Origin of the sequence: Citrobacter farmeri (genome assembly GCF_019048065.1) — a bacterium.
GTDB lineage: Bacteria > Pseudomonadota > Gammaproteobacteria > Enterobacterales > Enterobacteriaceae > Citrobacter_A > Citrobacter_A farmeri.
Window position 1 is genome coordinate 4,029,729 of sequence record NZ_CP077291.1, and the last position, 21,451, is coordinate 4,051,179.

Sequence of the window (21,451 nt, forward strand, 5' to 3'; positions counted from 1 at the left end):
TACGAAGACCTGGCTCTTATTTTGCATCAATCGCAAAACCGTAACTGCGATCGGTGCGCCATTTACCACACTTTTGTTATGGTTATGTAGCCTATAATACTGCGCGGGAATAATAAAACGAAGGGAGTAGCGGCTAGTGTAAGTAATTAAAGCAAGATAATACCCCCTTTGGATCAACCTTCGAGTCGATAACCGGCCATGAAAAAGCGAATTGTGGTGCTGGATTGATTTTCCCGAAAGAAATCCATCACCATCTCTTTATCCAGGCCGTAGCGGCGCGTCAGGATCCCCGCTTCCCAGGCACTGAGTTGCCTGTCACCGGTTTTTTCAAACATACGATGTGAGAATCCTAATACGAAGCCGCGTTTATAATCCGAACAAAAATCCGCCACATTGCGGGCGCTGTCAGCCTGCGTGGCGCTTAATCCGGCCATCAGGCCCTTGCCAAAATGATTGTTCATGTCCCCTCCTTAATCGCTATATATCAAATTATATAGCGATCTTTTAAGCAAAGGCCAGAGGGGTCATCGACTTTTTTACTGTTCCTTAGAATGCCACCCACTCATCGCCTGGCGTAGCGGCTGCCGGGCGTCTTTGACCGGCGGGAGCTGCACTTTTGGCGGGGAGATTAGGCGTGTCATTTTGCGATAAGCGGAACTGCTGAACAGAACGCTGTAGATCTTCTGTTTGTCTCTCCAGCGCAGCGGCGGCGGCGGAGACTTGTTCCACCAGCGCCGCGTTTTGCTGCGTGACGCCATCCATCTGAGTAATCGCGACACCCACCTGAGAAATCCCTTTGCTCTGCTCTTCAGACGCCGAGGCAATTTGTTTCATGATGGTATTGACCTCCGTCACGCCGCTCAGGATCGCTTCCATCGTCGAACCGGTATCCTTCACCAGCACTGCACCATGGTCGACGCGGCGAGCAGATTCAGCAATCAACGTTTCAATCTCTTTTGCTGCGTTGGCGCTACGACTCGCCAGATTACGCACCTCGCCAGCAACGACGGCAAACCCACGCCCTTGCTCACCCGCACGTGCCGCTTCGACCGCAGCGTTCAATGCAAGAATGTTGGTCTGGAAGGCAATACTATTGATGACGGTCGTAATTTCAGCAATCTGCTTCGAGCTGGCGGAAATGCCGTCCATTGTCTCGACCACTTCAGACACCAGCGCCCCCCCTTTCCCTGCCGTCCGTGATGCAGCCTCAGCCAGAAGGCTAGCCTGGCGCGCGTTATCCGCATTCAGCTTCACCGTGGCGGTAAGCTGTTCCATGCTCGCGGCAGTCTCTTCCAGCGCAGCGGCCTGCTCTTCCGTTCGTGATGAAAGATCGTTGTTGCCGCTGGAGATTTCCGTGGCACCGCGCCAGATATTGTCGCTGCCTGAACGGATCGTGTGTACCGCATCGCGCAGGCTGTCCTGCATCCCGCGCAATAAAGGCACCAGTTGACCGACACAGTTGCGGCCAATGTCGTCAATCGGCTGGCTGAGATCGCCCTGAGCTATCTGGCGAAACTGTTGACGGATCCGCGCCAGCGGTTTCACCAGCATGGTCACCAGATAGCGATCGGTGAAGAAGAGGATCGCGATGCCCAGGATCGCCGCGCCGACGATCAGCGTACGGATGATCGACGTTTTACTATCCACCATCACGCGGGTTTGATCGAGAATAACGCCTGCGGCTTTATTAAAGCGCTCCGCACTGGCACCAAACGCCCGGCTCAATGCCGGCGTCACGTTGTTTGCCTGTTCGCTCCAGGCGCTCTGAGTCCCCTGTTGCGCCAGTTGCATTTGCGGCGTGACGCCTTTGTCGAGCAGATCCTGCCAGCTCGCCAGCACGGCGGCGGAGACGTCGGGATCCATTGGGCCTGGCGAAAGGGTTTTCATCTCTTGCAGTTTTTTGCTCATATTATCCAACGCCTGTTGCACGGGAGCGAAATCCGGCGTACCGCCGCTGGCTTTCAACTCCATCGCGCGACTGAGTCGGGTAACAAAGCGGAAATACTGATCGTTGCCCTGGCTGAGCACCGTCATCTGACGAACAAGATGGCGATCGACTTCGTTGCCATCAGCGACACGAGAAAGAGACCAGGTGCTGTACAAACCCACACCCACCCACATTAAACAGAAAATACCAAGGATCGTCAGCATGACTACCCGGATGGTGAAATTACGCAGTATGTGCATATATGTTCCTTGCCGTTAGGGAAAAGTCGCCCAGAGGCGAGTCTTAATCTCGTTATCGGCAAAGAACGAAGAATATATACTGCCTTTTGGTTTTTTTACTTTCATGGACAATATCCCCGTTGCTTATATTCCTATAATTAACAATGAAAAACAGCGGGAATATTATCTGGCGAATGATTATCCTGTTATTTATGACAGATATTTGTCAAACCATGCCAGCGTTCTTTGCCAGGCCAGGTCAGCAGCGGCCTGGTCATATCGCGGCGTAGAGTCATTATGAAAACCATGATTCACGCCGGGATAAATATAAGCCTCATAAACTTTATTATTCTCTTTCAGTGCGGCTTCATACGCTGGCCAGCCCTCATTGATATTTTTATCCAGCTCCGCATAGTGCAGCAGTATTGGCGCTTTTATCTTCGGTACATCCGCCGCCGCAGGCTGGCGACCATAAAACGGCACTGCGCACTCCAGTTCCGGATAGGCTACGGCCGCCGCATTTGAGACTCCGCCACCGTAGCAAAATCCAGTGATCCCCACTTTCCCGCTGGCGTCAGGGTGTTTTTTCATAAACTCGACGGCGGCAAAAAAGTCATTCATCAACTTCCTTGGATCCACTTTCTGCTGTAAGACTTTCCCTTCTTCGTCGTTTCCAGGATAGCCGCCCACCGAGCTTAAACCATCGGGTGCCAGCGCAATATAGCCTGCTTTCGCGACCCGCCTTGCAACATCTTCAATGTAGGGATTCAGGCCCCGGTTTTCATGCACCACGACCACGGCAGGCACATTGCCCGTGGCTTTGGCCGGTTTCACTAAATAGCCGCGCACGTTGCCATGACCGTTTGGCGACGGATAGTGAATATACTCAGGCAAAATATCGGGATCGGTGAATTTCACCTGTTCCGCCAGCGCGTAGTTTGGCTTGAGCATATTGAACAGCGCCAGCGCCGTCACCCCGCCAACGGCGTACTTTGCTGCGAGGTTGAGGAACTCCCGTTTCGAGATTTTCCCGTGCGCGTAGAAGTCGTAATAATCGAGCAATGCTTGCGGAAAATCTTTGGCTGTCAGACGCGTCATCGCATATCTCCGGAATTTGTGATTTGATAAGCATAGAATGAAAACGCTGTTTCGAAAATTCATCACAAGAAAGGAGACATCATGTCCTGGAACGCCTCCCCTGATCGCTATGAGAACATGCAGTACCGTTACTGCGGAAAAAGCGGCCTCCGACTGCCTGCGCTATCGCTCGGCCTGTGGCACAGCTTCGGTCACGTTCAAGCCCTCGACTCACAGCGCGCGCTGCTGCGAAAAGCCTTTGACTTAGGCATCACCCACTTTGACTTAGCCAACAACTACGGGCCCCCTCCGGGCAGTGCGGAGGAAAACTTTGGTCGTCTGCTGCGTGAAGACTTTGCCGCCTGGCGCGATGAACTGATCATCTCAACCAAAGCCGGTTACGACATGTGGCCAGGGCCCTATGGTTCCGGCGGCTCGCGTAAATATCTGCTCGCCAGTCTCGATCAGAGCCTGAAGCGCATGGGACTGGATTACGTCGATATTTTCTATTCTCACCGCGTTGATGAGAACACGCCGATGGAAGAGACGGCGTCCGCGCTGGCTCACGCCGTGCAAAGCGGTAAAGCGCTGTATGTCGGCATTTCGTCTTACTCGCCGGAGCGGACCCAAAAAATGGCTGAGCTTTTGCGCGAATGGAAGATCCCGCTGCTGATCCACCAACCGTCTTACAATCTGCTGAACCGCTGGGTGGATAAAAGCGGTTTGCTGGATACGTTAAAAGCCAACGGTGTGGGCTGTATCGCCTTTACGCCACTGGCTCAGGGATTGCTCACCGGGAAGTATTTGAACGGCATCCCGGACGGCTCACGTATGCAGCGCGAAGGGAAGAAAGTACGAGGCCTGACAGAGAATATGCTGACGGACGCTAACCTCAGCAGTTTACGTCTGCTCAATGAGATGGCGCAGCAGCGCGGTCAGTCAATGGCGCAAATGGCGCTCAGTTGGCTGTTAAAAGACGATCGCGTCACTTCCGTGCTGATTGGCGCAAGCCGTCCGGAGCAGTTGGAAGAAAACGTTCAGGCGTTGAAGAATCTGTCGTTCACCGCAGAAGAGCTGGCACAGATTGATAAGCATGTCGCTGACGGCCAACTGAACCTCTGGCAGGCATCGTCCGATAAATAACATTCAGCGCCGGGTAGCGACTGCGGCTGCCCGGCCTGTGCTGTCAGTGCTTATGGCGGGTTAACCTGTCGAGATAGCCCATCACAAACGCCGACAAGACGAAGGTGAGATGGATAATGACGTACCACATCAGTTTGTTATCCGGCACGTTCTTCGCGTCCATAAATACACGCAGCAGATGAATGGAAGAGATAGCAACAATCGAAGCCGCGACTTTATTTTTCAGCGACGTCGCATCCATCTTCCCCAGCCAGTTCAGCTTTTCCCGTCCCTCAGAAATATCCAGTTGTGAGACGAAATTCTCATAACCGGAAAACATCACCATCACCAGCAGTCCCCCGACCAGGGTCATATCCACCAGCGACAGCAGCACCAGAATCAGGTCAGCTTCTGCCATCGAAAAGATATTGGGCAGAACATGAAAAATCTCCTGAAAGAATTTCAGCGCCAGCGCAACCAGCGCCAGTGACAAACCAAAGTAGACCGGGGCCAGCAGCCAGCGAGACGCGTACATGGCGTTTTCGAGAAAGCGTTCCATAAATTCCTGTGATGTAGCAAAAACCGGGCGACAGTATATCCCAACTGTGCAACATCAGATCAACATCTCCCTCAAACTTCGTCGGGATTGATCCACGGGCGCTGATACTCAGGCCACACCAACGCCACCAGGGATGGATACGCCTCGACGCTAAACTCCCGGAAACACTGGCGTAAGTTCAGCACATCGAGATCGGAATGGGGGACTTCTTCACCGTTGAGACAGCGTTTTTTTATCGTGTCGTAGTATTTATACACCGCAGAATTGAGATCGCTACAACGCCGTTGGGCGTCAAACAATCCTGGGATGTCATTCAATTGGGTCATCGTCATGCGTTTTATCGTTGCGTGAAGAAAATCAATATATTCGTGATTGACGCGCCAGTACCATACCGGTGTAATAGCATTCATCAACGTGGAAAAATGATCCTCTCCCTCTTCTTTGGTCAGAGGTATTGATTGCGTCGCAGAGGCCTGCTCTTCAGCATTGCGCGGTTTATTAAACTCACGCATTAATAAAAGTACGCCGCCGGTCAGCAATAACAGGGTAATGACAGAATAAAAAATACTGTTCATAGAATGACTCCATTTTTTTTGATTCTAAAATTACACCATGTTATTGTCAACGCGACCCACCAAATAAAAACAAATATCGTTTTGATATTAAAGGATATTATATCATGCTTCCTGAGCATCTTGTGCCACCGCGTTTTCATCTGTCACCCGTAGTTCAGGCGGAAGAAACAGCAGAAAACGATGTTAATTTCACTCAGGGCAAAACAACCCTCAGCGATTATGAAGCCGATATCTTAATTAGCACAACAGCCACCGGGCAATCTAAAAATATCCTGCTCGAAGAACGCGATCGTCATTTTAAAGAACGCCTTGAGCGGGTGGCTAAAATTGAGGCTTTCGCCCGGGTTATTAATGCGTTACAGGCTGAAGGCGATATCGATGCCCAGGCCTTAAGTAAAATAATCGCTGAAATGACGGCGCATATAAATGAAAATGGCAATGAAATTTGGCTTAATTTAATTACCCGGGAGAAAGACTCGCCCCTTTTCTATTCTCTGGATGACGAACAATGATTAAAGATGTTGAAGATAACAATGTCTATTTGGCTTTGGATGATAATAAAAGCGATCAATTTATCTTAAAGCAGAATCTTGCCGCGCTTATCGCCAATAAAAATGCAGTCCTCGAAAGTGTGGCGCAAGAAGTGACCTCCATTCCGGCGGCGCTGGTTCGTCTGAAATGGCAAAACCGGCGGGAAATTTACGCGCTTCAGATAAAGGAGGAGATTTATGGCGCGGCGATCAACGCCATTATCAAACAGAACCCGGCGCTGCGTGACAAAATCATGGCGCGGCTGGAAAGCACCTGGCAGCATTTTCTGGCTCGTGAGACGGCCACGCTGCGCCTGATACGCAAACTTGCCGAAGGGAACTACCGCACAATCACGATCACCACCGTCGCGCTCAATGAACGTCTGGTACAGGCCCGGAGCGACAGGCAATAAAAAAGCCGGGTAGCAATCACGCCTTACCCGACCTTTCCTCTCATCGTACCCGAGGCGACAACGATTATTTTGCTTTCGCGACCTCTTCGCCAACCAGACCAATCTTCAGATAACCCGCTTGATGCAGCGTGTCCATCACCTTCATCAGCGTTTCATAGTCGACGGTTTTATCCGCACGGAAGAAGATCGTGGTGTCTTTCTTCCCTTCAGTCAGTGCGTTCAGTTCTGCCACCATGGTCTCGTCCGTCACCGGATCGTTACCAATAAACATGCTGTTGTCTGCTTTGACCGACAGATAAACGGGTTTTTCCGGGCGCGGTTGCGGCGTACTCGAGGAGGCGGGCAGGTTTACCTTCACATCCACTGTCGCCAGCGGCGCAGCCACCATAAAGATGATCAGCAGTACCAGCATGACGTCGATAAACGGCGTCACGTTGATCTCATGCATTTCACCGTTATCGTCCAGATTTTCATTAAGACGCATTGCCATGAAACATTACCCTACACGTAATTTCTGCGCGGTACGTACCGGATGGGCAGATGCGCTTGCATCCAGATCCAGGTCGCGGCTTTGTAGTAACAACACCTGTGCTGCCACATCGCCCAGCATCGCTTTAAGACCGCCAATCTGACGGGCAAAGATGTTATAAATCACCACGGCAGGGATAGCGGCAACCAGACCGATGGCCGTCGCTAACAGAGCTTCCGCGATACCCGGCGCGACTACGGCAAGGTTAGTGGTCTGCGTTTGTGCAATCCCGATGAAGCTGTTCATGATGCCCCAGACCGTGCCGAACAAACCAACAAACGGTGAAATCGCCCCGATGGTTGCCAGATAGCCATTTCCGCGCCCCATATGACGTCCCGCCGCCGCAACGCGACGCTCCAGACGAAAACCGGTACGCTCTTTAATCCCTTCGTTGTCCTCACTGCCCTGAGACAGTTCCAGTTCGTTCTGCGCTTCATTAAGTAATTGGGTGCTTAAGCTTTTGGCACCAAAATTTGCTGCGATATCGCTTGCCTGATCCAGAGAGCGGGCTTCCGCCAACAACTGCTGTTCGCGCTTAAGCCGACGCTTCTGGGAGAAGAACTCAACGCTCTTACTGAAGAAGATAGCCCAGGTGACCACTGACGCCAGAATCAGACCAATCATCACGCACTTAACCACGATATCGGCGTGCTGATACATACCCCAGACGGAAAGATCCGTCTGCATCAAATTATTACCCACTCTGTATCTCCAGGACGCAAATCACAAATTCTGAGCGTAATAATATCAAAACGACGTCGAATTGATAGTCGTTCTCATTACTATTTACATAGTGCCGCACCTTTGGTTTCTTTTCCTTGCGCTTACGCAGTAAAACGTCACGGGAAGCGATTTTGATAAAATATTGTGCTTTATCCTGTTCCCCGGGATGCGCATTTTGTCATTCGTGGTAGTTTAGACATCCAGACGTATAAAAACAGGAAACCCAACATGGCAGATAAACAACTGGACACCAGACTGGTCAGCGCAGGGCGCAGTAAAAAATACACGCTGGGCTCGGTGAATAGTGTGATTCAGCGCGCTTCTTCGCTGGTTTTTGAAACCGTAGAAGCCAAAAAGCACGCCACCCGCAACCGCGCTAAAGGTGAACTCTTTTACGGCCGTCGCGGCACGTTGACCCATTTCTCGCTGCAGGAAGCAATGTGCGAGCTTGAAGGCGGCGCTGGCTGCGCGCTCTTCCCCTGCGGTGCCGCAGCCGTCGCCAACACTATTCTGGCCTTTGTCGAGCAGGGCGACCACGTGCTGATGACTAACACAGCCTATGAGCCGAGCCAGGATTTCTGCACCAAAATCCTCGGCAAACTGGGGGTGACCACCGGCTGGTTCGATCCGCTGATCGGCGCCGATATCGTTAAGCATCTTCAACCCAACACCAAAGTCGTTTTCCTCGAATCTCCGGGTTCCGTGACCATGGAAGTTCACGATGTACCAGCAATTGTCGCCGCCGTCAGACGCGTTGCGCCGGACGCCATCATTATGATCGATAATACCTGGGCGGCAGGCATCCTGTTTAAAGCCCTCGATTTCGGTATTGATATCTCGATTCAGGCCGGAACCAAGTACCTGATTGGTCACTCCGATGCGATGGTCGGCACCGCCGTTTCAAACGCCCGCTGCTGGGATCAACTGCGGGAGAATGCCTATCTGATGGGGCAAATGGTCGATGCTGATACGGCCTATATGACCAGCCGCGGGCTGCGCACGCTGGGCGTTCGTCTGCGCCAGCATCATGAAAGCAGTCTGAAGATTGCCGAATGGCTTGCAGCCCATCCGCAGGTCGCACGGGTTAACCATCCGGCGTTACCGGGCAGTAAGGGACACGAATTCTGGAAACGAGACTTTACGGGCAGCAGCGGTCTGTTCTCGTTTGTGCTGAATAAAAAGCTGAATAATGACGAGCTGTCCGCTTATCTGGATCACTTCAGTCTCTTCAGCATGGCCTATTCGTGGGGTGGGTTTGAGTCGCTGATTCTGGCCAATCAGCCTGAACAGATTGCAGAAATTCGCCCGGAAGGGGGAGTGGATTTCAGCGGCACACTGATCCGTCTTCACATTGGTTTAGAAAATGTTGACGATCTGATTGCGGATTTAGCCGCCGGATTTTCCCGCCTCGTGTAAGATTGACGCTAATGGACAGCTATGCAGACACGTCGAGAGAAATTGTCTGCATTTGTTGCGCCCGGGATCAAGTCATTCGGGCCTGTTCAGGAGTACAATAAGTTCATTAAGGCGTAAACGCTGTTCCACAGGAAAGTCCATGGCTGTCATTCAAGATATTATCGCTGCGCTCTGGCAACATGATTTTGCCGCGCTGGCGGACCCACATGTTGTTAGCGTCGTCTACTTTGTGATGTTCGCCACGCTGTTTTTAGAGAATGGCCTGTTACCGGCCTCATTTTTACCCGGTGATAGCCTGTTGCTATTAGCGGGCGCATTAGTCGCGCAGGGCGTCATGAGCTTTATCCCTACCCTGGTGATCCTGACGACAGCAGCCAGCCTGGGTTGTTGGCTTAGCTATATTCAGGGACGCTGGCTGGGTAATACGCGAACGGTAAAAGGCTGGCTGGCGCAACTTCCAGCGAAATATCACCAGCGCGCGACCTGCATGTTTGACCGACATGGTCTGCTGGCGCTGCTGGCAGGACGTTTTCTGGCGTTCGTGCGGACCCTGCTGCCAACCATGGCGGGGATTTCCGGACTCTCTAACCGTCGCTTCCAGTTTTTCAACTGGCTGAGCGGCCTGCTGTGGGTCGGCGTGGTCACCAGTTTTGGCTATGCGCTTAGCATGATCCCGTTTGTAAAGCGCCATGAAGATCAGGTGATGACTTTCCTGATGATCCTGCCACTCTTCCTGCTGGCTGCGGGTTTAATCGGCACGGTAGTGGTGGTTCTCAAGAAGAAATACTGTAGCGCCTGATCTGCATTTAGCCGGATGACGCGTCGCTCATCCGGCTGACTCGCAATAACGTTAACTCCCCTGCATGGTGCGGATCCGCGCCGCATCTTCTCCCGGCGTCACGCCGAAATAGCGCTTAAATTCGCGACTGAACTGCGACGCGCTTTCATACCCCACCCGCATTGCCGCCGCGCTGGCCTTCATGCCGTCGTGAATCATCATCATCCGCGCTTTATGTAACCGATAGGTTTTCAGGTACTGCAACGGCGAGGTGCTGGTGACTGACTTAAAATTATGGTGGAACGCAGAGACACTCATGTTGGCTTCGGCTGCCAGCTGCTCGACATTGAGGTTTTCGGTGTACTTATTTTCAATGCGTTTGAGCACGCGGCTAATCAGGCTGAAGTGCGTTTGACGGCTCACCAGTGCCAGCAGCGCACCGCCGCGTGGCCCGGTCAGAACGTGATAAAGGATCTCGCGGATGATCTGTTTACCGAGAATGCGCGCGTCCAGTGGCCGCTCCATGACGTCGAGCAGACGTTCTGCCGCGCAGAGGATCTCCTCGGAGAGCGTCGCGGAGTTGATCCCGCTTGCCGCCATCGACGGCTGAAAGCGCTCGTCCTCGCCAATGTCCATCAGCAGTTCCTGCAACTGCAGAATATCGACATTGATGCGAAATCCGGCGAGCGGCACGTCCGGTGTCGCATAGGTTTCACATTCGAAGGGTAATGGTACTGTCAGCAGCAGGTATTCATTGGCGTCGTAACGGAAAACCCGCTCATTGATGTAACCGATTTTATGGCCTGAAAAGAGAAATATGATGCCGGGGTCGTACATGACGGGAGTACGTAAACCCGGTTCAGTACCATACAGCAGACGGATGTCTGGCAGCAGTTCACCGAGCTTATGTTCATTGTTTTTCAACTGCTTAACTTTATCAGTCAGCAGTAAACAGATCTCTTCGCGGTTCATGACAGGTTATTTTCTCAACGGATGACGACGCCTTGATTGTGCGCAAATTTATCGTTTTTCTCCAGCACTCTGGAGAAATGGGCAAGACATTGGCAGAAATGAGCATTGAGAGGATAGCCGCGCACGACCACAATATTCTCCATCCGGCAGACCCCGCCTGCCCTCTTTTTTTTACCCACATAAGGGAACGAGCAATGAATAACTTTAATCTGCATACCCCGACTCGCATTCTGTTTGGTAAAGGTGCGATTGCTGAACTGCGCGCACAAATCCCTCAGGACGCACGCGTGCTGATCACTTATGGCGGCGGCAGCGTGAAAAAGACCGGCGTGCTGGCGCAGGTACAGGACGCACTGAAAGGTCTGGATGTCCGTGAATTTGGCGGCATCGAACCTAACCCGTCGTATGAAACCCTGATGAACGCGGTAAAAATCGCCCGCGAAGAAAACATTACCTTCCTGTTGGCCGTTGGCGGGGGGTCTGTTCTTGATGGCACCAAATTCATCGCCGCTGCCGCTCATTATGCGGATGGCGTTGACCCGTGGCACATCCTGCAGACCAGCGGTAGCGACATCAAAAGCGCGATCCCGATGGGTTCCGTGCTAACGCTGCCGGCGACGGGTTCTGAATCCAACAAAGGTGCGGTCATCTCGCGTAAAACCACCGGTGACAAGCAGGCCTTCCACTCAGCACATGTGCAGCCGGTCTTTGCGGTACTGGATCCGGTTTACACTTACACCCTGCCGCCACGTCAGGTGGCCAACGGCGTGGTTGATGCATTTGTGCATACCGTTGAGCAGTACGTCACGTATCCGGTTGATGCAAAAATTCAGGATCGCTTCGCGGAAGGCATTCTGCTGACGCTGGTAGAAGATGGCCCGAAAGCGCTGAAAGATCCGGAAAATTACGATGTTCGCGCAAACGTAATGTGGGCGGCTACCCAGGCGCTGAATGGTCTGATTGGCGCGGGTGTGCCGCAGGACTGGGCAACGCATATGCTGGGCCACGAACTGACGGCGATGCACGGTCTGGATCACGCCCAGACGCTGGCGGTGGTTCTGCCTGCACTGTGGAATGAAAAACGCGATACCAAACGTGGCAAACTGCTGCAATATGCCGAGCGCGTATGGAACATCACCGACGGGTCTGAAGATGAGCGTATCGATGCCGCGATCGCGGCCACCCGTAATTTCTTCGAACAACTGGGCGTTCCGACTCGCCTGTCAGGCTATGGCCTTGATGGCAGTTCAATCCCGGCCCTGCTGGCGAAACTGGAAGAGCACGGCATGACGCAACTGGGTGAACATAAAGATATTACCCTAGATGTCAGCCGTCGTATTTACGAGGCAGCCCGCTAAGCTTTTTTCACCTCTGGCTTTCGTTTTTGGGCATTTCGTCCAGACTTAAGTCACCCTACATCACCGGAGTCCCCCTCCGGTGATGAGCACATGAAGGAGGAAAAATGGCAAACCAAACCGTAATTAAGCTTCAGGATGGCAACGTAATGCCCCAACTGGGGTTAGGCGTATGGAAAGCCGGTAACGACGAGGTCGTCTCCGCCATTCATAAAGCACTGGAAGTCGGCTATCGGTCTATAGATACCGCCGCCGCATACAAAAATGAAGACGGCGTCGGCAAAGCGTTAGCCAGCGCAGGTCTCCCCCGCGACGAGTTGTTCATCACCACCAAGCTGTGGAATGACGATCAGAAGCGCCCCCGCGAAGCGTTAATGGAGAGCCTGGAAAAACTCCAGCTCGATTATCTCGATCTGTATCTGATGCACTGGCCGGTTCCGGCAATCGATCACTATGTTGCTGCCTGGCAAGGCATGATTGAGCTGCAAAAAGAGGGACTGATTAAGAGCATCGGCGTGTGTAACTTCCAGGTCAACCATCTCCAGAGACTGATTGACGAAACGGGCGTCACACCGGTGATTAACCAGATCGAGCTGCATCCGCTGATGCAGCAGCGTCAGCTCCACGCATGGAATGCGACGCATAAAATCCAGACCGAGTCCTGGAGCCCGCTGGCGCAGGGCGGTGAAGGCGTTTTCGATCAAAAAATAATTCGCTCCCTGGCGGATAAATACGGTAAAACCCCGGCGCAGATTGTCATCCGCTGGCATCTGGATAACGGTCTGGTGGTGATTCCGAAATCCGTCACGCCGTCGCGTATCGCCGAGAACTTCGACGTCTGGGATTTTCGTCTCGACAAAGATGAGCTGGGCGAGATCGCAAAACTCGATCAGGGCAAACGCCTGGGGCCTGACCCGGATCAGTTCGGCGGCTAATTCCCTTCTTTCAAGCCCGGCTTAACGTCGGGCTTTTACTGTCTTCACTCCTGGCATGACACCTCCCCAGGTTTGTCCGGCAACGCACACGTCATGTTGAATTCCCTACCCTCAAGCGCGTGCGGCCCACCAAAAGCACCGCCCAGATCGGTTTCATAGTCCTTGCCATTCACACTCACGTGTAGCACAGAGTGAAAATACCAGTCCCCTGGCCCTATTGGCAAAAAGAAGGTCCATTTATAGGCAGCCGGAAAAGCAAAACGACCATCGCCATCAGAGTGTGTCTGAGCGGACTTCTCACTGCTGCTCACCAGGATCAGTTGCGCACCTTGTACTGGTTCACCGGAACTATCGACAAGCCGTCCTGCCACCTCAGGCTGTATCTGCTGATGCACCACGCAACCGCTTTGCAGTAGTGCGATCGCTATCGCCCCAACCATCATCCCTGCTTTCATCTCTGCTCCCGATATTCTTTTGCTTGCTATGGACGAAAAAATGGCTGCAACAGCAGCCAAATTTATCACGCGATATAAACGACCCGGTACGTTTGACATTACCGGGCTACCGATTTATCGTCCGGCGACTTTTGCCCGCTTTTTATTGGCGGCAGGCGTCTGACGCTGATGCGCCACCGGTGTGTGCTTGGTCAACGCCGGACGGGTGTTGCGGTTCTGACGACGCGCCTCGCGCATCTCTTCCAGCGTTGGCGCAGGCACCAGACACTCGCGGCGCCCGCCAATCAGGTGCTTTTTACCCATCTCTTCCAGCGCCTGACGGATCATCGGCCAGTTTGCCGGATCGTGGTAACGCAGTAGCGCTTTATGCAGACGACGCTGCTTATCGCCTTTCGGCACCACCACATCTTCACTCTTATAGCCAATTTTACCCAACGGGTTTTTGCCGGTGTAATACATGGTGGTCGAGTTTGCCAGCGGCGACGGATAGAAGTTCTGCACCTGATCGAGACGGAAGCGATGTTTCTTCAGCCACAGCGCCAGATTCACCATATCCTCGTCACGTGTCCCTGGGTGTGCGGAGATGAAATACGGGATCAGATACTGCTCTTTGCCAGCCTGCTTCGAGTAGAGATCGAACAGTTCCTTGAAACGGTCATAGCTGCCCATGCCCGGTTTCATCATCTTCGACAGCGGCCCTTCTTCGGTATGCTCCGGCGCTATCTTCAGATAACCGCCGACGTGGTGGCTCGCCAGTTCTTTAATATAGCGCGGGTCTTCAACCGCGATATCGTAACGCACGCCGGAGGCGATGAGGATCTTTTTGATGCCTTTCAGGTCGCGGGCACGACGATAAAGGTTGATCGTCGGCTCGTGGTTGGTATCCATATGCGGACAGATGTCCGGATAGACGCACGACAGACGACGGCAGGTCTGTTCCGCACGCGGTGACTTGCAGCGCAGCATGTACATGTTGGCCGTCGGGCCACCGAGATCGGAGATCACGCCGGTGAAGCCCGGGACGGTATCGCGGATCGCTTCGATCTCATTAATGATCGAATCTTCAGAGCGGCTCTGGATAATGCGCCCTTCATGCTCGGTGATCGAACAGAACGAGCAGCCGCCAAAGCAGCCGCGCATAATGTTGATTGAGAAACGAATCATCTCATAGGCCGGAATGCGGCTGTTGCCATACGCCGGGTGCGGCACGCGCTTATACGGCAGGGCGAAGACGCTGTCCATCTCTTCGGTTGACAGCGGGATCGCCGGCGGGTTGATCCAGATGTAGCGATCGCCATGCTTTTGCATCAACGCACGCGCACAACCAGGGTTAGTTTCATGGTGCAGGATCCGCGAGGCGTGCGCATACAGCACTTTGTCGCCCTTCACTTTTTCAAAGGACGGCAGCAGAACGTAGGTCTTTTCCCACGGCTTCGGACGCGCTGGCTGCACGGTGATGGCTTTGGCCTCCTGCTTTTTCGGCGCGACGGGTTTGTTGTCGGCACACGGCAAATCTTCGCCATACGGATGCGGGATCGGGTCAATTTTCCCCGGCGTATCCAGACGCGTAGAATCGACGCCGCTCCAGCCAGGCAGCGCTTCTTTCACCATAATCGCGGTGTTACGCACATCGCGGATCTGGCTGATGGTTTCCCCCATCGCCAGACGGTGTGCCACTTCTACCAGCGGACGTTCGCCGTTACCAAACATCAGCATGTCGGCCTTGGAATCCACCAGCACGGAACGGCGCACGGTATCGGACCAGTAATCATAATGCGCGGTACGGCGCAGGCTCGCTTCAATGCCGCCAAGGATCACCGGCACGTCTTTCCACGCCTCTTTGCAGCGCTGGGTATAGACCAGCGTGGCGCGATCCGGGCGCTTGCCCGCCACGTTATCCGGGGTATAGGCATCATCATGGCGCAGGCGACGATCGGCGGTATAGCGGTTGATCATCGAGTCCATGTTGCCAGCGGTTACGCCAAAGAACAGGTTCGGTTTGCCCAGACGCATGAAATCGTCTTTGCTGTTCCAGTCCGGCTGCGCAATGATGCCGACACGGAAGCCCTGCGCTTCCAGCATTCGGCCGCAAATCGCCATACCGAAACTCGGGTGATCGACATAGGCGTCACCGGTAACCAAAATAATGTCGCAGCTATCCCAGCCAAGTTGATCCATTTCGTCGCGTGACATCGGCAAAAAAGGAGCGGGACCAAAACAGGCCGCCCAGTACTGAGGCCAGGAGAAGAGATCTCTGTCTGGCTGGATCAGGGATATTGCGCTCATAGTGCTTCCAAAAATGGTAAAAAAATAATCAAAGGCCGGCGATTATATGCCGGAACGAAAGAGAAATCGAAGGATAATCTCTCTCGCACATCAGCGAGAGAGAGGAGGATTACGCCGCCGGATTGACCAGAATCTGCCCGATAGAACCACGGTCCGCCATTTCCAGCGTCTGGCTGTTAAAGTAGAACGGGAAATGCGCCCAGGAAGGCTGTCCGTACCAGACCAGCAGTTCCACCTGCCCATCCACCCAGACGGTATCTTTCCAGCCACGATCTTCCGGGAACGGCATCGCGCCATTAACGTTACGCACGAGGAACGATACCCCTTCGATGTGGAACGACTGCGGCATATCGGCACGCACCGTCCAGCGCTCCCAGGAGCCCTGCTGCGCGGTGATATCAATGCGGTTGACGTCCCATAGCTGGCCGTTGATGCCCGGATCGTCGCCCAAACTGATATCGCGACTGCGAATCGGCGTACCGCTCATGATCTCAGTCGGCAGCAGACGCATCGGCAGGCTGTCGGTCACCAATGGCAGCAGGCCGGTTGGGCGCAGCGTTAACACCAGCGTGGAAACCAGAATGCTCGACGGTTCAAAGAAACCACGGATCCTGTCGACAATGCTCGCCGCCTCGCCACAGGTAATCGACACTTCATCGCCATTGGTCATATCGACCAGAATTTCTCGGCGCTCGCCGGGTGCCAGCGACAGTTGCTTGACTGACACCGGCGCGGGCAAAAAGCCCTGATCGCCGGAGATGACATGCAGCGCGCGTCCGTCACTCATCTGCAACTGATAACGACGGGAGTTAGAGGCGTTCAGCAGGCGCAAACGCACCCAGCCACGGGAGACTTCCACGTAAGGACTTTGCACCCCGTTGACCAACAGCGTATCGCCGACAAAGCCGCCGCTGCCAGGCTCGCTGTATTCCGGCGTGCCAAAGTTATCCAGTCGCTTATCCTGAATAATGACGGGGAAGTCATCGACGCCATAATGGTTTGGGATCGGCAGCGATTTACTCACCTCATCTTCAACCAACCACATCCCCGCCAGACCGTTGTATACCTGCTGGGCGGTACGGTTCGGCGTATTGGCGTGATACCACAGCGTGGCGGCATTCTGACGAATAGGCAGCACGGGCGCCCAGTCCGCGTTTGGCGACATCATGCGCGCCGGACCGCCCATCAGCGGACCTGGCACCTGTAGACCGGCGATAGTCATAGAGACATTTTCCGCCAGACGGTTACTGTAGATCAGTTTAACGTCATCCCCTTTCCAGACGCGGATCGTCGGACCGAGGTAACGCCCGTTAATCCCCCAGACTGGCGCCCGCGTGCCCTGGGTAAAGGACCAGTGCGAACGCTGTAGCGTCATAAACAGCGGCTGGCCCCGGCGTGACTCCAGTAGCGGCGGAACGGGCAGCGGCTGTTGCTGACCGGCAGCATTGGCCCTCAGCGGAACAGCACCGGCACACAGCGCGATCCCCGATGCCTGAATGAACTGACGCCGACTGAATGACATATAAGCTCCATGTAAAACTGGCTAAATTACGGGCAGGAACTCGTTTCCTGCAAAAACTCGTCATACTCCACGCTGCATGTACATTGGCTTGCAGCGTGAATGAGTAAGCATTTGTCGCTGAATCAAACTTTCCCGGCAGCTTCTCGCTCGGCGACTTCTTGATCAAGTTCAGCAATCTTTTGTTCCATCAGCGAGCGGCAGTGCGCGGCCAGTTCACGAACCTGATCTTTACCATACTGACTGGTATCCACCGGCGGCAGCATCTCCACAATCACCAGACCATTTTTCAGGCGATTCAGGTTAATTTTATTCGAGGTATTGGAAACGCACACCGGAATAATTGGGACGCCAGCAGCAATCGCGGCATGAAAAGCCCCGGTTTTAAACGGCAGCAGGCCACGCCCCCGGCTACGAGTGCCTTCCGGGAACATCCAGATGGAGATGCGACGCTTTTTAAAATGGTTCACTACTTCGGCAATCGTACCGTGCGCTTTTGCACGGTTATTACGGTCAATCAGCAGATTTCCCGTCAGCCAGTACAGTTGACCAAAAAACGGGATCCACAGCAGGCTTTTCTTCCCAACGGTCACGGTTGGCGGCTGCACGATATTCGCGGCGGTCACCATATCGTAATTATTCTGATGGTTAGCGATGTAGATAGCGTTGCCGTAGCTTTCCGCATCCGCGGGTTTACGGCACTCAACTTTCAGGCCGAACACCGGCGACAGACGACCAAACATGTGCCCGAAGGTCGCGACGTGTTTTGGGTTACGCGGGCTGAGTAAGCAGTAAAGAGAACCGAAAACACAAACCAGAATGGAATAGATAACGGTAATAATAAGTCGAAAAATAAATAGCATAACAACCTCTGAAGGCCTAAGAGCCCGGGATTCTACGTCACCTGCTATCCAGGTTAGGGTATTGTTAATATGGCTCTCTGGAAAACTGTATTGTTAATCGCTACTCACGAATAAACAACGGTTTTACGGGAAATTTTACTGTAATTCGGCAGGAGCGAATGGCTCGCCCCTTGCGGCGGATACCGCCGTAAGCCCTGATCCGGTCCACAAGAGGCATCTGCGTAAGCCGGATGAGGCAAAGCCCCATCCGGCATTTCACGCAAATTACTCTTCGCTGTCACCGCTGCCAGCACGACGCGGCGAATCAATGTCGATGCGATCGATGCGCTGCAAACCGCGCATCAACGTCCCGCGACGACCTCGTTCGCCGGTCACTTTCTGCAACTCTTCAGGACGCAGCTTAATTTTGCGTTTCCCGACGTGAATAGTCAGCGTGCTCTGCGGCGGCAGAACATAGAGCAGCGCCAGCGCGTCGTCACCACGCGCCGCTTCTGCGGACGGAATGTTGATGATCTTATTCCCTTTCCCTTTCGATAGCTGCGGCAGATCGCTGACCGGGAACATCAGCATACGTCCGGCCTGCGTAATCGCCAGCAGCATATCCGTTTCATCTTCAATCACCACCGGCGGCATAACGCGAGCATTTTCCGGAAGCGTAATGAGCGTCTTACCGGCACGGTTACGCGCCACCAGATCGTTGAACGTACAGACAAAACCGTAACCCGCATTCGATGCCATCAGCAGTTTCTGCTCATCGCCTTCCATCAGCATATGCTCAACGGTAGCGCCTGGCGGTAGCGTCAGTTTACCGGTCAACGGCTCGCCCTGACCGCGCGCCGACGGCAGCGTGATCGGGTCAATGGCGTAACTGCGCCCGGTGGTATCGATAAACACCACCGGCTGGTTACTCTTACCTTTCACCGCCGACTTAAAGCTATCGCCCGCTTTGTAGTTCAGTCCCTGCGCGTCGATGTCGTGACCTTTGGCGCTACGCACCCAGCCCATCTGAGACAGTACGATCGTCACCGGCTCAGACGGCAGCATGTCGTGTTCGCTCATCGCTTTCGCTTCTTCGCGCTCGCGCAGCGGTGAACGACGATCGTCACCATAGGCGTCGGCATCCGCCTGCAACTCTTTCTTCAGCAGGGTATTCATTTTGCGTTCAGAGGCGAGAATCGCCTGCAGCTGATCGCGCTCTTTCGCCAGCTCATCCTGCTCACCGCGAATCTTCATCTCTTCCAGTTTGGCGAGATGACGCAATTTCAGTTCGAGGATTGCTTCGGCCTGCGTTTCGGTAATACCAAAACGCGACATCAGCGCTGGCTTGGGCTCATCTTCAGTACGGATGATCTCAATGACTTCGTCGATATTGAGAAACGCCACCAGCAAACCTTCCAGGATATGCAGGCGTTTGAGGACTTTCTCCAGACGATAGTTCAGGCGGCGACGCACGGTATCACGACGGAACGCCAGCCATTCGGTGAGGATCTCCAGCAGGTTTTTCACCGCCGGACGCCCGTCAAGACCGATCATATTGAGGTTAATGCGATAGCTCTTTTCCAGATCGGTGGTCGCAAACAGGTGGTTCATTACCTGCTCCATGTCCACACGATTGGAACGCGGCACCACCACCAGACGAGTCGGGTTTTCGTGATCTGACTCATCGCGCAGATCGTCGACCATTGGCAGCTTTTTATTGCGCATCTGGGCCGCGATTTGCTCCAGTACGCGCGCGCCGGAGACCTGATGCGGCAGTGCAGTAATTACCACCGCGCCGTCTTCTTTCTTCCACACCGCACGCATGCGCACGGAGCCGCGTCCATTTTCATAAATCTTACGAATTTCGGCGCGCGGGGTAATGATTTCCGCTTCGGTCGGGTAGTCCGGGCCGTGAACAATATCCAGCAGCTCGTCCAGCGTCGTTTTCGGCTGTTCAATCAGGGTAATCGCGGCTTTTGCCACTTCGCGCAGGTTGTGCGGCGGGATATCCGTCGCCATGCCGACCGCGATACCGGTTGTGCCGTTAAGCAGGATATTCGGCAGACGCGCGGGCAGCATTTTCGGCTCCTGCATCGTCCCGTCGAAGTTGGGCACCCAGTCTGCGGTTCCCTGTCCCAGTTCGCTCAGCAACAGTTCAGCGTATTTTGACAGGCGGGATTCGGTATAACGCATCGCCGCGAAGGATTTCGGATCGTCTGGCGCCCCCCAGTTCCCCTGGCCATCAACCAGCGGATAACGGTAAGAGAACGGCTGCGCCATCAGCACCATGGCCTCATAGCAGGCGCTGTCCCCGTGCGGGTGGTATTTACCCAACACGTCGCCGACGGTACGGGCGGATTTTTTAAATTTGGCGCTGGCGTTCAGCCCCAGCTCTGACATCGCATAGACGATGCGGCGCTGAACGGGTTTCAGACCATCACCAATAAACGGCAACGCCCTGTCCATGATGACGTACATGGAGTAATTCAGATAGGCGTTTTCCGTGAATTCATGCAGCGCAAGGCGCTCTGCCATATCGCTCATTAATCGTGATTCCTCAACTGTAAGCCCGCCAGATACCCGGTATCTTTTCAGGCAATATTGCCGCAGATACTACCTTATCTGACGCGTTGAGTCACAAAGAAAAGGGCCGCGAACGCGGCCCTGACAGGGATTATTTGCTGACTTTACTGATTTGCTTCACGTCAATTTCAACGGAATTCCAGTCTTTGTCCACTTCCCCCTGAATTTCAACGGTATCCTGCGGGGTGACCGTCACGCCGTTCCAGCGTTTGTGGTCGATATCGACATTGATGGTCCCTGTCGCATCTTTAAACAGATAAAGGTCATCGGAAATGCGTTCAACGATGTTGCCGCGCAGCGTCACCCAGGTGTCATCACGCAGGGATTTCGCACTTTCTACCGTCGTGCTACTGCCGTTAGGCCCCTGGAAGCCGCCGCTCTGCGTTTGCGTCGCGGACGGGCCAGAAAAACCACCCTGCTGCGCCGCCAGAACCGGTGCGGAGCAGAGCGCCATAACGGCAACAATTGCAGCCAATTTTTTCATGATCATTTCTCCCTTTGATGTCATTTCGCATCCATTAAATACCGTAATTCTTAACGAGTTCTTAAGGCAAAAAAAAGTCTCATTTTTGCTGTACATCACGTGTGACATCGGGGTTTACTTGCCTCTGTCACA

General features: G+C 53.8%; 21 protein-coding genes. 7 read left to right on the forward strand and 14 right to left on the reverse strand.

All coding sequences use genetic code 11. The annotated features are described in order from the left end of the window. Window positions 1–173: 173 nt before the first annotated feature. The 3 genes from I6L53_RS18850 to yghX form a co-directional block, all read right to left on the reverse strand. On the reverse strand, window positions 174–461 hold the full coding sequence (locus I6L53_RS18850) for a DUF2623 family protein (RefSeq protein WP_042324192.1): 288 nt from the start codon (window positions 459–461) through the stop codon (window positions 174–176). 85 nt (window positions 462–546) lie between these two features. Then, window positions 547–2,187, reverse strand: a complete 1,641-nt coding sequence (locus tag I6L53_RS18855; RefSeq protein WP_042324194.1) for a methyl-accepting chemotaxis protein — start codon at window positions 2,185–2,187, stop codon at window positions 547–549. A gap of 189 nt (window positions 2,188–2,376) precedes the next feature. Then, window positions 2,377–3,264: a YghX family hydrolase gene (yghX, locus tag I6L53_RS18860; RefSeq protein WP_042324197.1), complete on the reverse strand. Its 888-nt coding sequence runs from the start codon at window positions 3,262–3,264 to the stop codon at window positions 2,377–2,379. 81 nt (window positions 3,265–3,345) lie between these two features. Here yghX and I6L53_RS18865 point away from each other — a divergent pair, with 81 nt between their 5' ends. After that, entirely contained in the window at window positions 3,346–4,386 is a 1,041-nt protein-coding gene (locus I6L53_RS18865) for an aldo/keto reductase (RefSeq protein ID WP_042324199.1), read from the forward strand. Window positions 4,387–4,429: 43 nt separating this feature from the next. Here the strand turns inward: I6L53_RS18865 and I6L53_RS18870 are convergent, their stop codons facing one another. Continuing rightward, complete coding sequence (locus I6L53_RS18870; RefSeq protein WP_042324201.1) at window positions 4,430–4,924, reverse strand: TIGR00645 family protein; 495 nt, start codon at window positions 4,922–4,924, stop codon at window positions 4,430–4,432. 71 nt (window positions 4,925–4,995) lie between these two features. Continuing rightward, the gene (locus I6L53_RS18875; RefSeq protein ID WP_042324203.1) at window positions 4,996–5,499 is read right to left on the reverse strand and encodes an ESA_00282 family adhesion-associated protein; all 504 of its coding nucleotides are present in this window, start codon (window positions 5,497–5,499) and stop codon (window positions 4,996–4,998) included. 104 nt (window positions 5,500–5,603) lie between these two features. Between I6L53_RS18875 and I6L53_RS18880 the strand changes: the two genes are divergently transcribed. Further along, window positions 5,604–6,011, forward strand: a complete 408-nt coding sequence (locus I6L53_RS18880) for a hypothetical protein (protein WP_042324205.1) — start codon at window positions 5,604–5,606, stop codon at window positions 6,009–6,011. Further along, window positions 6,011–6,442: a hypothetical protein gene (locus I6L53_RS18885; protein ID WP_042324343.1), complete on the forward strand. Its 432-nt coding sequence runs from the start codon at window positions 6,011–6,013 to the stop codon at window positions 6,440–6,442. Before I6L53_RS18880 ends, I6L53_RS18885 begins: the two co-directional genes overlap by 1 nt. Before the next feature lie 64 nt (window positions 6,443–6,506). Here I6L53_RS18885 and exbD read toward each other — a convergent pair whose 3' ends face one another. Both exbD and exbB read right to left on the reverse strand, forming a co-directional pair. Then, the gene (gene exbD, locus I6L53_RS18890) at window positions 6,507–6,932 is read right to left on the reverse strand and encodes a TonB system transport protein ExbD (RefSeq protein ID WP_042324207.1); all 426 of its coding nucleotides are present in this window, start codon (window positions 6,930–6,932) and stop codon (window positions 6,507–6,509) included. 6 nt (window positions 6,933–6,938) lie between these two features. After that, window positions 6,939–7,673 (reverse strand): tol-pal system-associated acyl-CoA thioesterase, encoded by a 735-nt coding sequence (exbB, locus tag I6L53_RS18895; RefSeq protein ID WP_042324209.1) that lies wholly within the window; start codon window positions 7,671–7,673, stop codon window positions 6,939–6,941. 249 nt (window positions 7,674–7,922) lie between these two features. Here exbB and metC point away from each other — a divergent pair, with 249 nt between their 5' ends. Next, window positions 7,923–9,110 carry a cystathionine beta-lyase gene (metC, locus tag I6L53_RS18900; protein WP_042324213.1) on the forward strand — a complete coding sequence of 396 codons (1,188 nt, stop codon included), beginning with the start codon at window positions 7,923–7,925 and terminating at the stop codon, window positions 9,108–9,110. 139 nt (window positions 9,111–9,249) lie between these two features. Continuing rightward, window positions 9,250–9,909, forward strand: a complete 660-nt coding sequence (gene yghB, locus I6L53_RS18905; protein WP_042324215.1) for a DedA family general envelope maintenance protein YghB — start codon at window positions 9,250–9,252, stop codon at window positions 9,907–9,909. Between the two features lie 51 nt (window positions 9,910–9,960). On the opposite strand, the gene I6L53_RS18910 is transcribed toward yghB, so the two are convergent. Beyond that, the gene (locus I6L53_RS18910; RefSeq protein ID WP_042324217.1) at window positions 9,961–10,860 is read right to left on the reverse strand and encodes an AraC family transcriptional regulator; all 900 of its coding nucleotides are present in this window, start codon (window positions 10,858–10,860) and stop codon (window positions 9,961–9,963) included. 194 nt (window positions 10,861–11,054) lie between these two features. Here I6L53_RS18910 and yqhD point away from each other — a divergent pair, with 194 nt between their 5' ends. Both yqhD and dkgA read left to right on the forward strand, forming a co-directional pair. Beyond that, a complete protein-coding gene (yqhD, locus tag I6L53_RS18915) occupies window positions 11,055–12,218 on the forward strand; it encodes an alcohol dehydrogenase (RefSeq protein WP_042324218.1) in 1,164 nt (387 codons plus the stop codon). A 104-nt stretch (window positions 12,219–12,322) separates the two neighbouring features. Beyond that, window positions 12,323–13,150, forward strand: coding sequence for a 2,5-didehydrogluconate reductase DkgA (gene dkgA / locus I6L53_RS18920; protein WP_042324221.1), 828 nt, complete (start codon window positions 12,323–12,325; stop codon window positions 13,148–13,150). A gap of 44 nt (window positions 13,151–13,194) precedes the next feature. Here the strand turns inward: dkgA and I6L53_RS18925 are convergent, their stop codons facing one another. The 6 genes from I6L53_RS18925 to I6L53_RS18950 all read right to left on the reverse strand — a co-directional run bounded on the left by I6L53_RS18925 (window position 13,195) and on the right by I6L53_RS18950 (window position 21,319). Continuing rightward, window positions 13,195–13,704: a carboxypeptidase-like regulatory domain-containing protein gene (locus I6L53_RS18925; protein ID WP_232231105.1), complete on the reverse strand. Its 510-nt coding sequence runs from the start codon at window positions 13,702–13,704 to the stop codon at window positions 13,195–13,197. Between the two features lie 15 nt (window positions 13,705–13,719). Then, window positions 13,720–15,891 (reverse strand): YgiQ family radical SAM protein, encoded by a 2,172-nt coding sequence (locus I6L53_RS18930; RefSeq protein WP_042324225.1) that lies wholly within the window; start codon window positions 15,889–15,891, stop codon window positions 13,720–13,722. 109 nt (window positions 15,892–16,000) lie between these two features. After that, window positions 16,001–17,413 carry a cell division protein FtsP gene (ftsP, locus tag I6L53_RS18935; RefSeq protein WP_042324227.1) on the reverse strand — a complete coding sequence of 471 codons (1,413 nt, stop codon included), beginning with the start codon at window positions 17,411–17,413 and terminating at the stop codon, window positions 16,001–16,003. Between the two features lie 122 nt (window positions 17,414–17,535). Further along, the gene (plsC, locus tag I6L53_RS18940; RefSeq protein WP_042324229.1) at window positions 17,536–18,273 is read right to left on the reverse strand and encodes a 1-acylglycerol-3-phosphate O-acyltransferase; all 738 of its coding nucleotides are present in this window, start codon (window positions 18,271–18,273) and stop codon (window positions 17,536–17,538) included. Between the two features lie 264 nt (window positions 18,274–18,537). Further along, entirely contained in the window at window positions 18,538–20,796 is a 2,259-nt protein-coding gene (gene parC / locus I6L53_RS18945) for a DNA topoisomerase IV subunit A (protein ID WP_042324231.1), read from the reverse strand. A 130-nt stretch (window positions 20,797–20,926) separates the two neighbouring features. After that, window positions 20,927–21,319: a YgiW/YdeI family stress tolerance OB fold protein gene (locus I6L53_RS18950; RefSeq protein WP_042324346.1), complete on the reverse strand. Its 393-nt coding sequence runs from the start codon at window positions 21,317–21,319 to the stop codon at window positions 20,927–20,929. Window positions 21,320–21,451: the final 132 nt, after the last annotated feature.

What these genes read in the sequence shown, in the direction of transcription:
- I6L53_RS18925 (WP_232231105.1), bottom strand. Translation starts at nt 13,704, where the DNA reads ATGTCAAACGTACCGGGTCGTTTATATCGCGTGATAAATTTGGCTGCT.
- yghX (WP_042324197.1), bottom strand. Translation starts at nt 3,264, where the DNA reads ATGACGCGTCTGACAGCCAAAGATTTTCCGCAAGCATTGCTCGATTAT.
- I6L53_RS18950 (WP_042324346.1), bottom strand. Translation starts at nt 21,319, where the DNA reads ATGAAAAAATTGGCTGCAATTGTTGCCGTTATGGCGCTCTGCTCCGCA.
- parC (WP_042324231.1), bottom strand. Translation starts at nt 20,796, where the DNA reads ATGAGCGATATGGCAGAGCGCCTTGCGCTGCATGAATTCACGGAAAAC.
- I6L53_RS18865 (WP_042324199.1), top strand. Translation starts at nt 3,346, where the DNA reads ATGTCCTGGAACGCCTCCCCTGATCGCTATGAGAACATGCAGTACCGT.
- ftsP (WP_042324227.1), bottom strand. Translation starts at nt 17,413, where the DNA reads ATGTCATTCAGTCGGCGTCAGTTCATTCAGGCATCGGGGATCGCGCTG.
- yghB (WP_042324215.1), top strand. Translation starts at nt 9,250, where the DNA reads ATGGCTGTCATTCAAGATATTATCGCTGCGCTCTGGCAACATGATTTT.
- I6L53_RS18855 (WP_042324194.1), bottom strand. Translation starts at nt 2,187, where the DNA reads ATGCACATACTGCGTAATTTCACCATCCGGGTAGTCATGCTGACGATC.
- I6L53_RS18850 (WP_042324192.1), bottom strand. Translation starts at nt 461, where the DNA reads ATGAACAATCATTTTGGCAAGGGCCTGATGGCCGGATTAAGCGCCACG.
- I6L53_RS18875 (WP_042324203.1), bottom strand. Translation starts at nt 5,499, where the DNA reads ATGAACAGTATTTTTTATTCTGTCATTACCCTGTTATTGCTGACCGGC.
- I6L53_RS18930 (WP_042324225.1), bottom strand. Translation starts at nt 15,891, where the DNA reads ATGAGCGCAATATCCCTGATCCAGCCAGACAGAGATCTCTTCTCCTGG.
- I6L53_RS18880 (WP_042324205.1), top strand. Translation starts at nt 5,604, where the DNA reads ATGCTTCCTGAGCATCTTGTGCCACCGCGTTTTCATCTGTCACCCGTA.
- I6L53_RS18870 (WP_042324201.1), bottom strand. Translation starts at nt 4,924, where the DNA reads ATGGAACGCTTTCTCGAAAACGCCATGTACGCGTCTCGCTGGCTGCTG.
- I6L53_RS18910 (WP_042324217.1), bottom strand. Translation starts at nt 10,860, where the DNA reads ATGAACCGCGAAGAGATCTGTTTACTGCTGACTGATAAAGTTAAGCAG.
- yqhD (WP_042324218.1), top strand. Translation starts at nt 11,055, where the DNA reads ATGAATAACTTTAATCTGCATACCCCGACTCGCATTCTGTTTGGTAAA.
- exbD (WP_042324207.1), bottom strand. Translation starts at nt 6,932, where the DNA reads ATGGCAATGCGTCTTAATGAAAATCTGGACGATAACGGTGAAATGCAT.
- plsC (WP_042324229.1), bottom strand. Translation starts at nt 18,273, where the DNA reads ATGCTATTTATTTTTCGACTTATTATTACCGTTATCTATTCCATTCTG.
- metC (WP_042324213.1), top strand. Translation starts at nt 7,923, where the DNA reads ATGGCAGATAAACAACTGGACACCAGACTGGTCAGCGCAGGGCGCAGT.
- dkgA (WP_042324221.1), top strand. Translation starts at nt 12,323, where the DNA reads ATGGCAAACCAAACCGTAATTAAGCTTCAGGATGGCAACGTAATGCCC.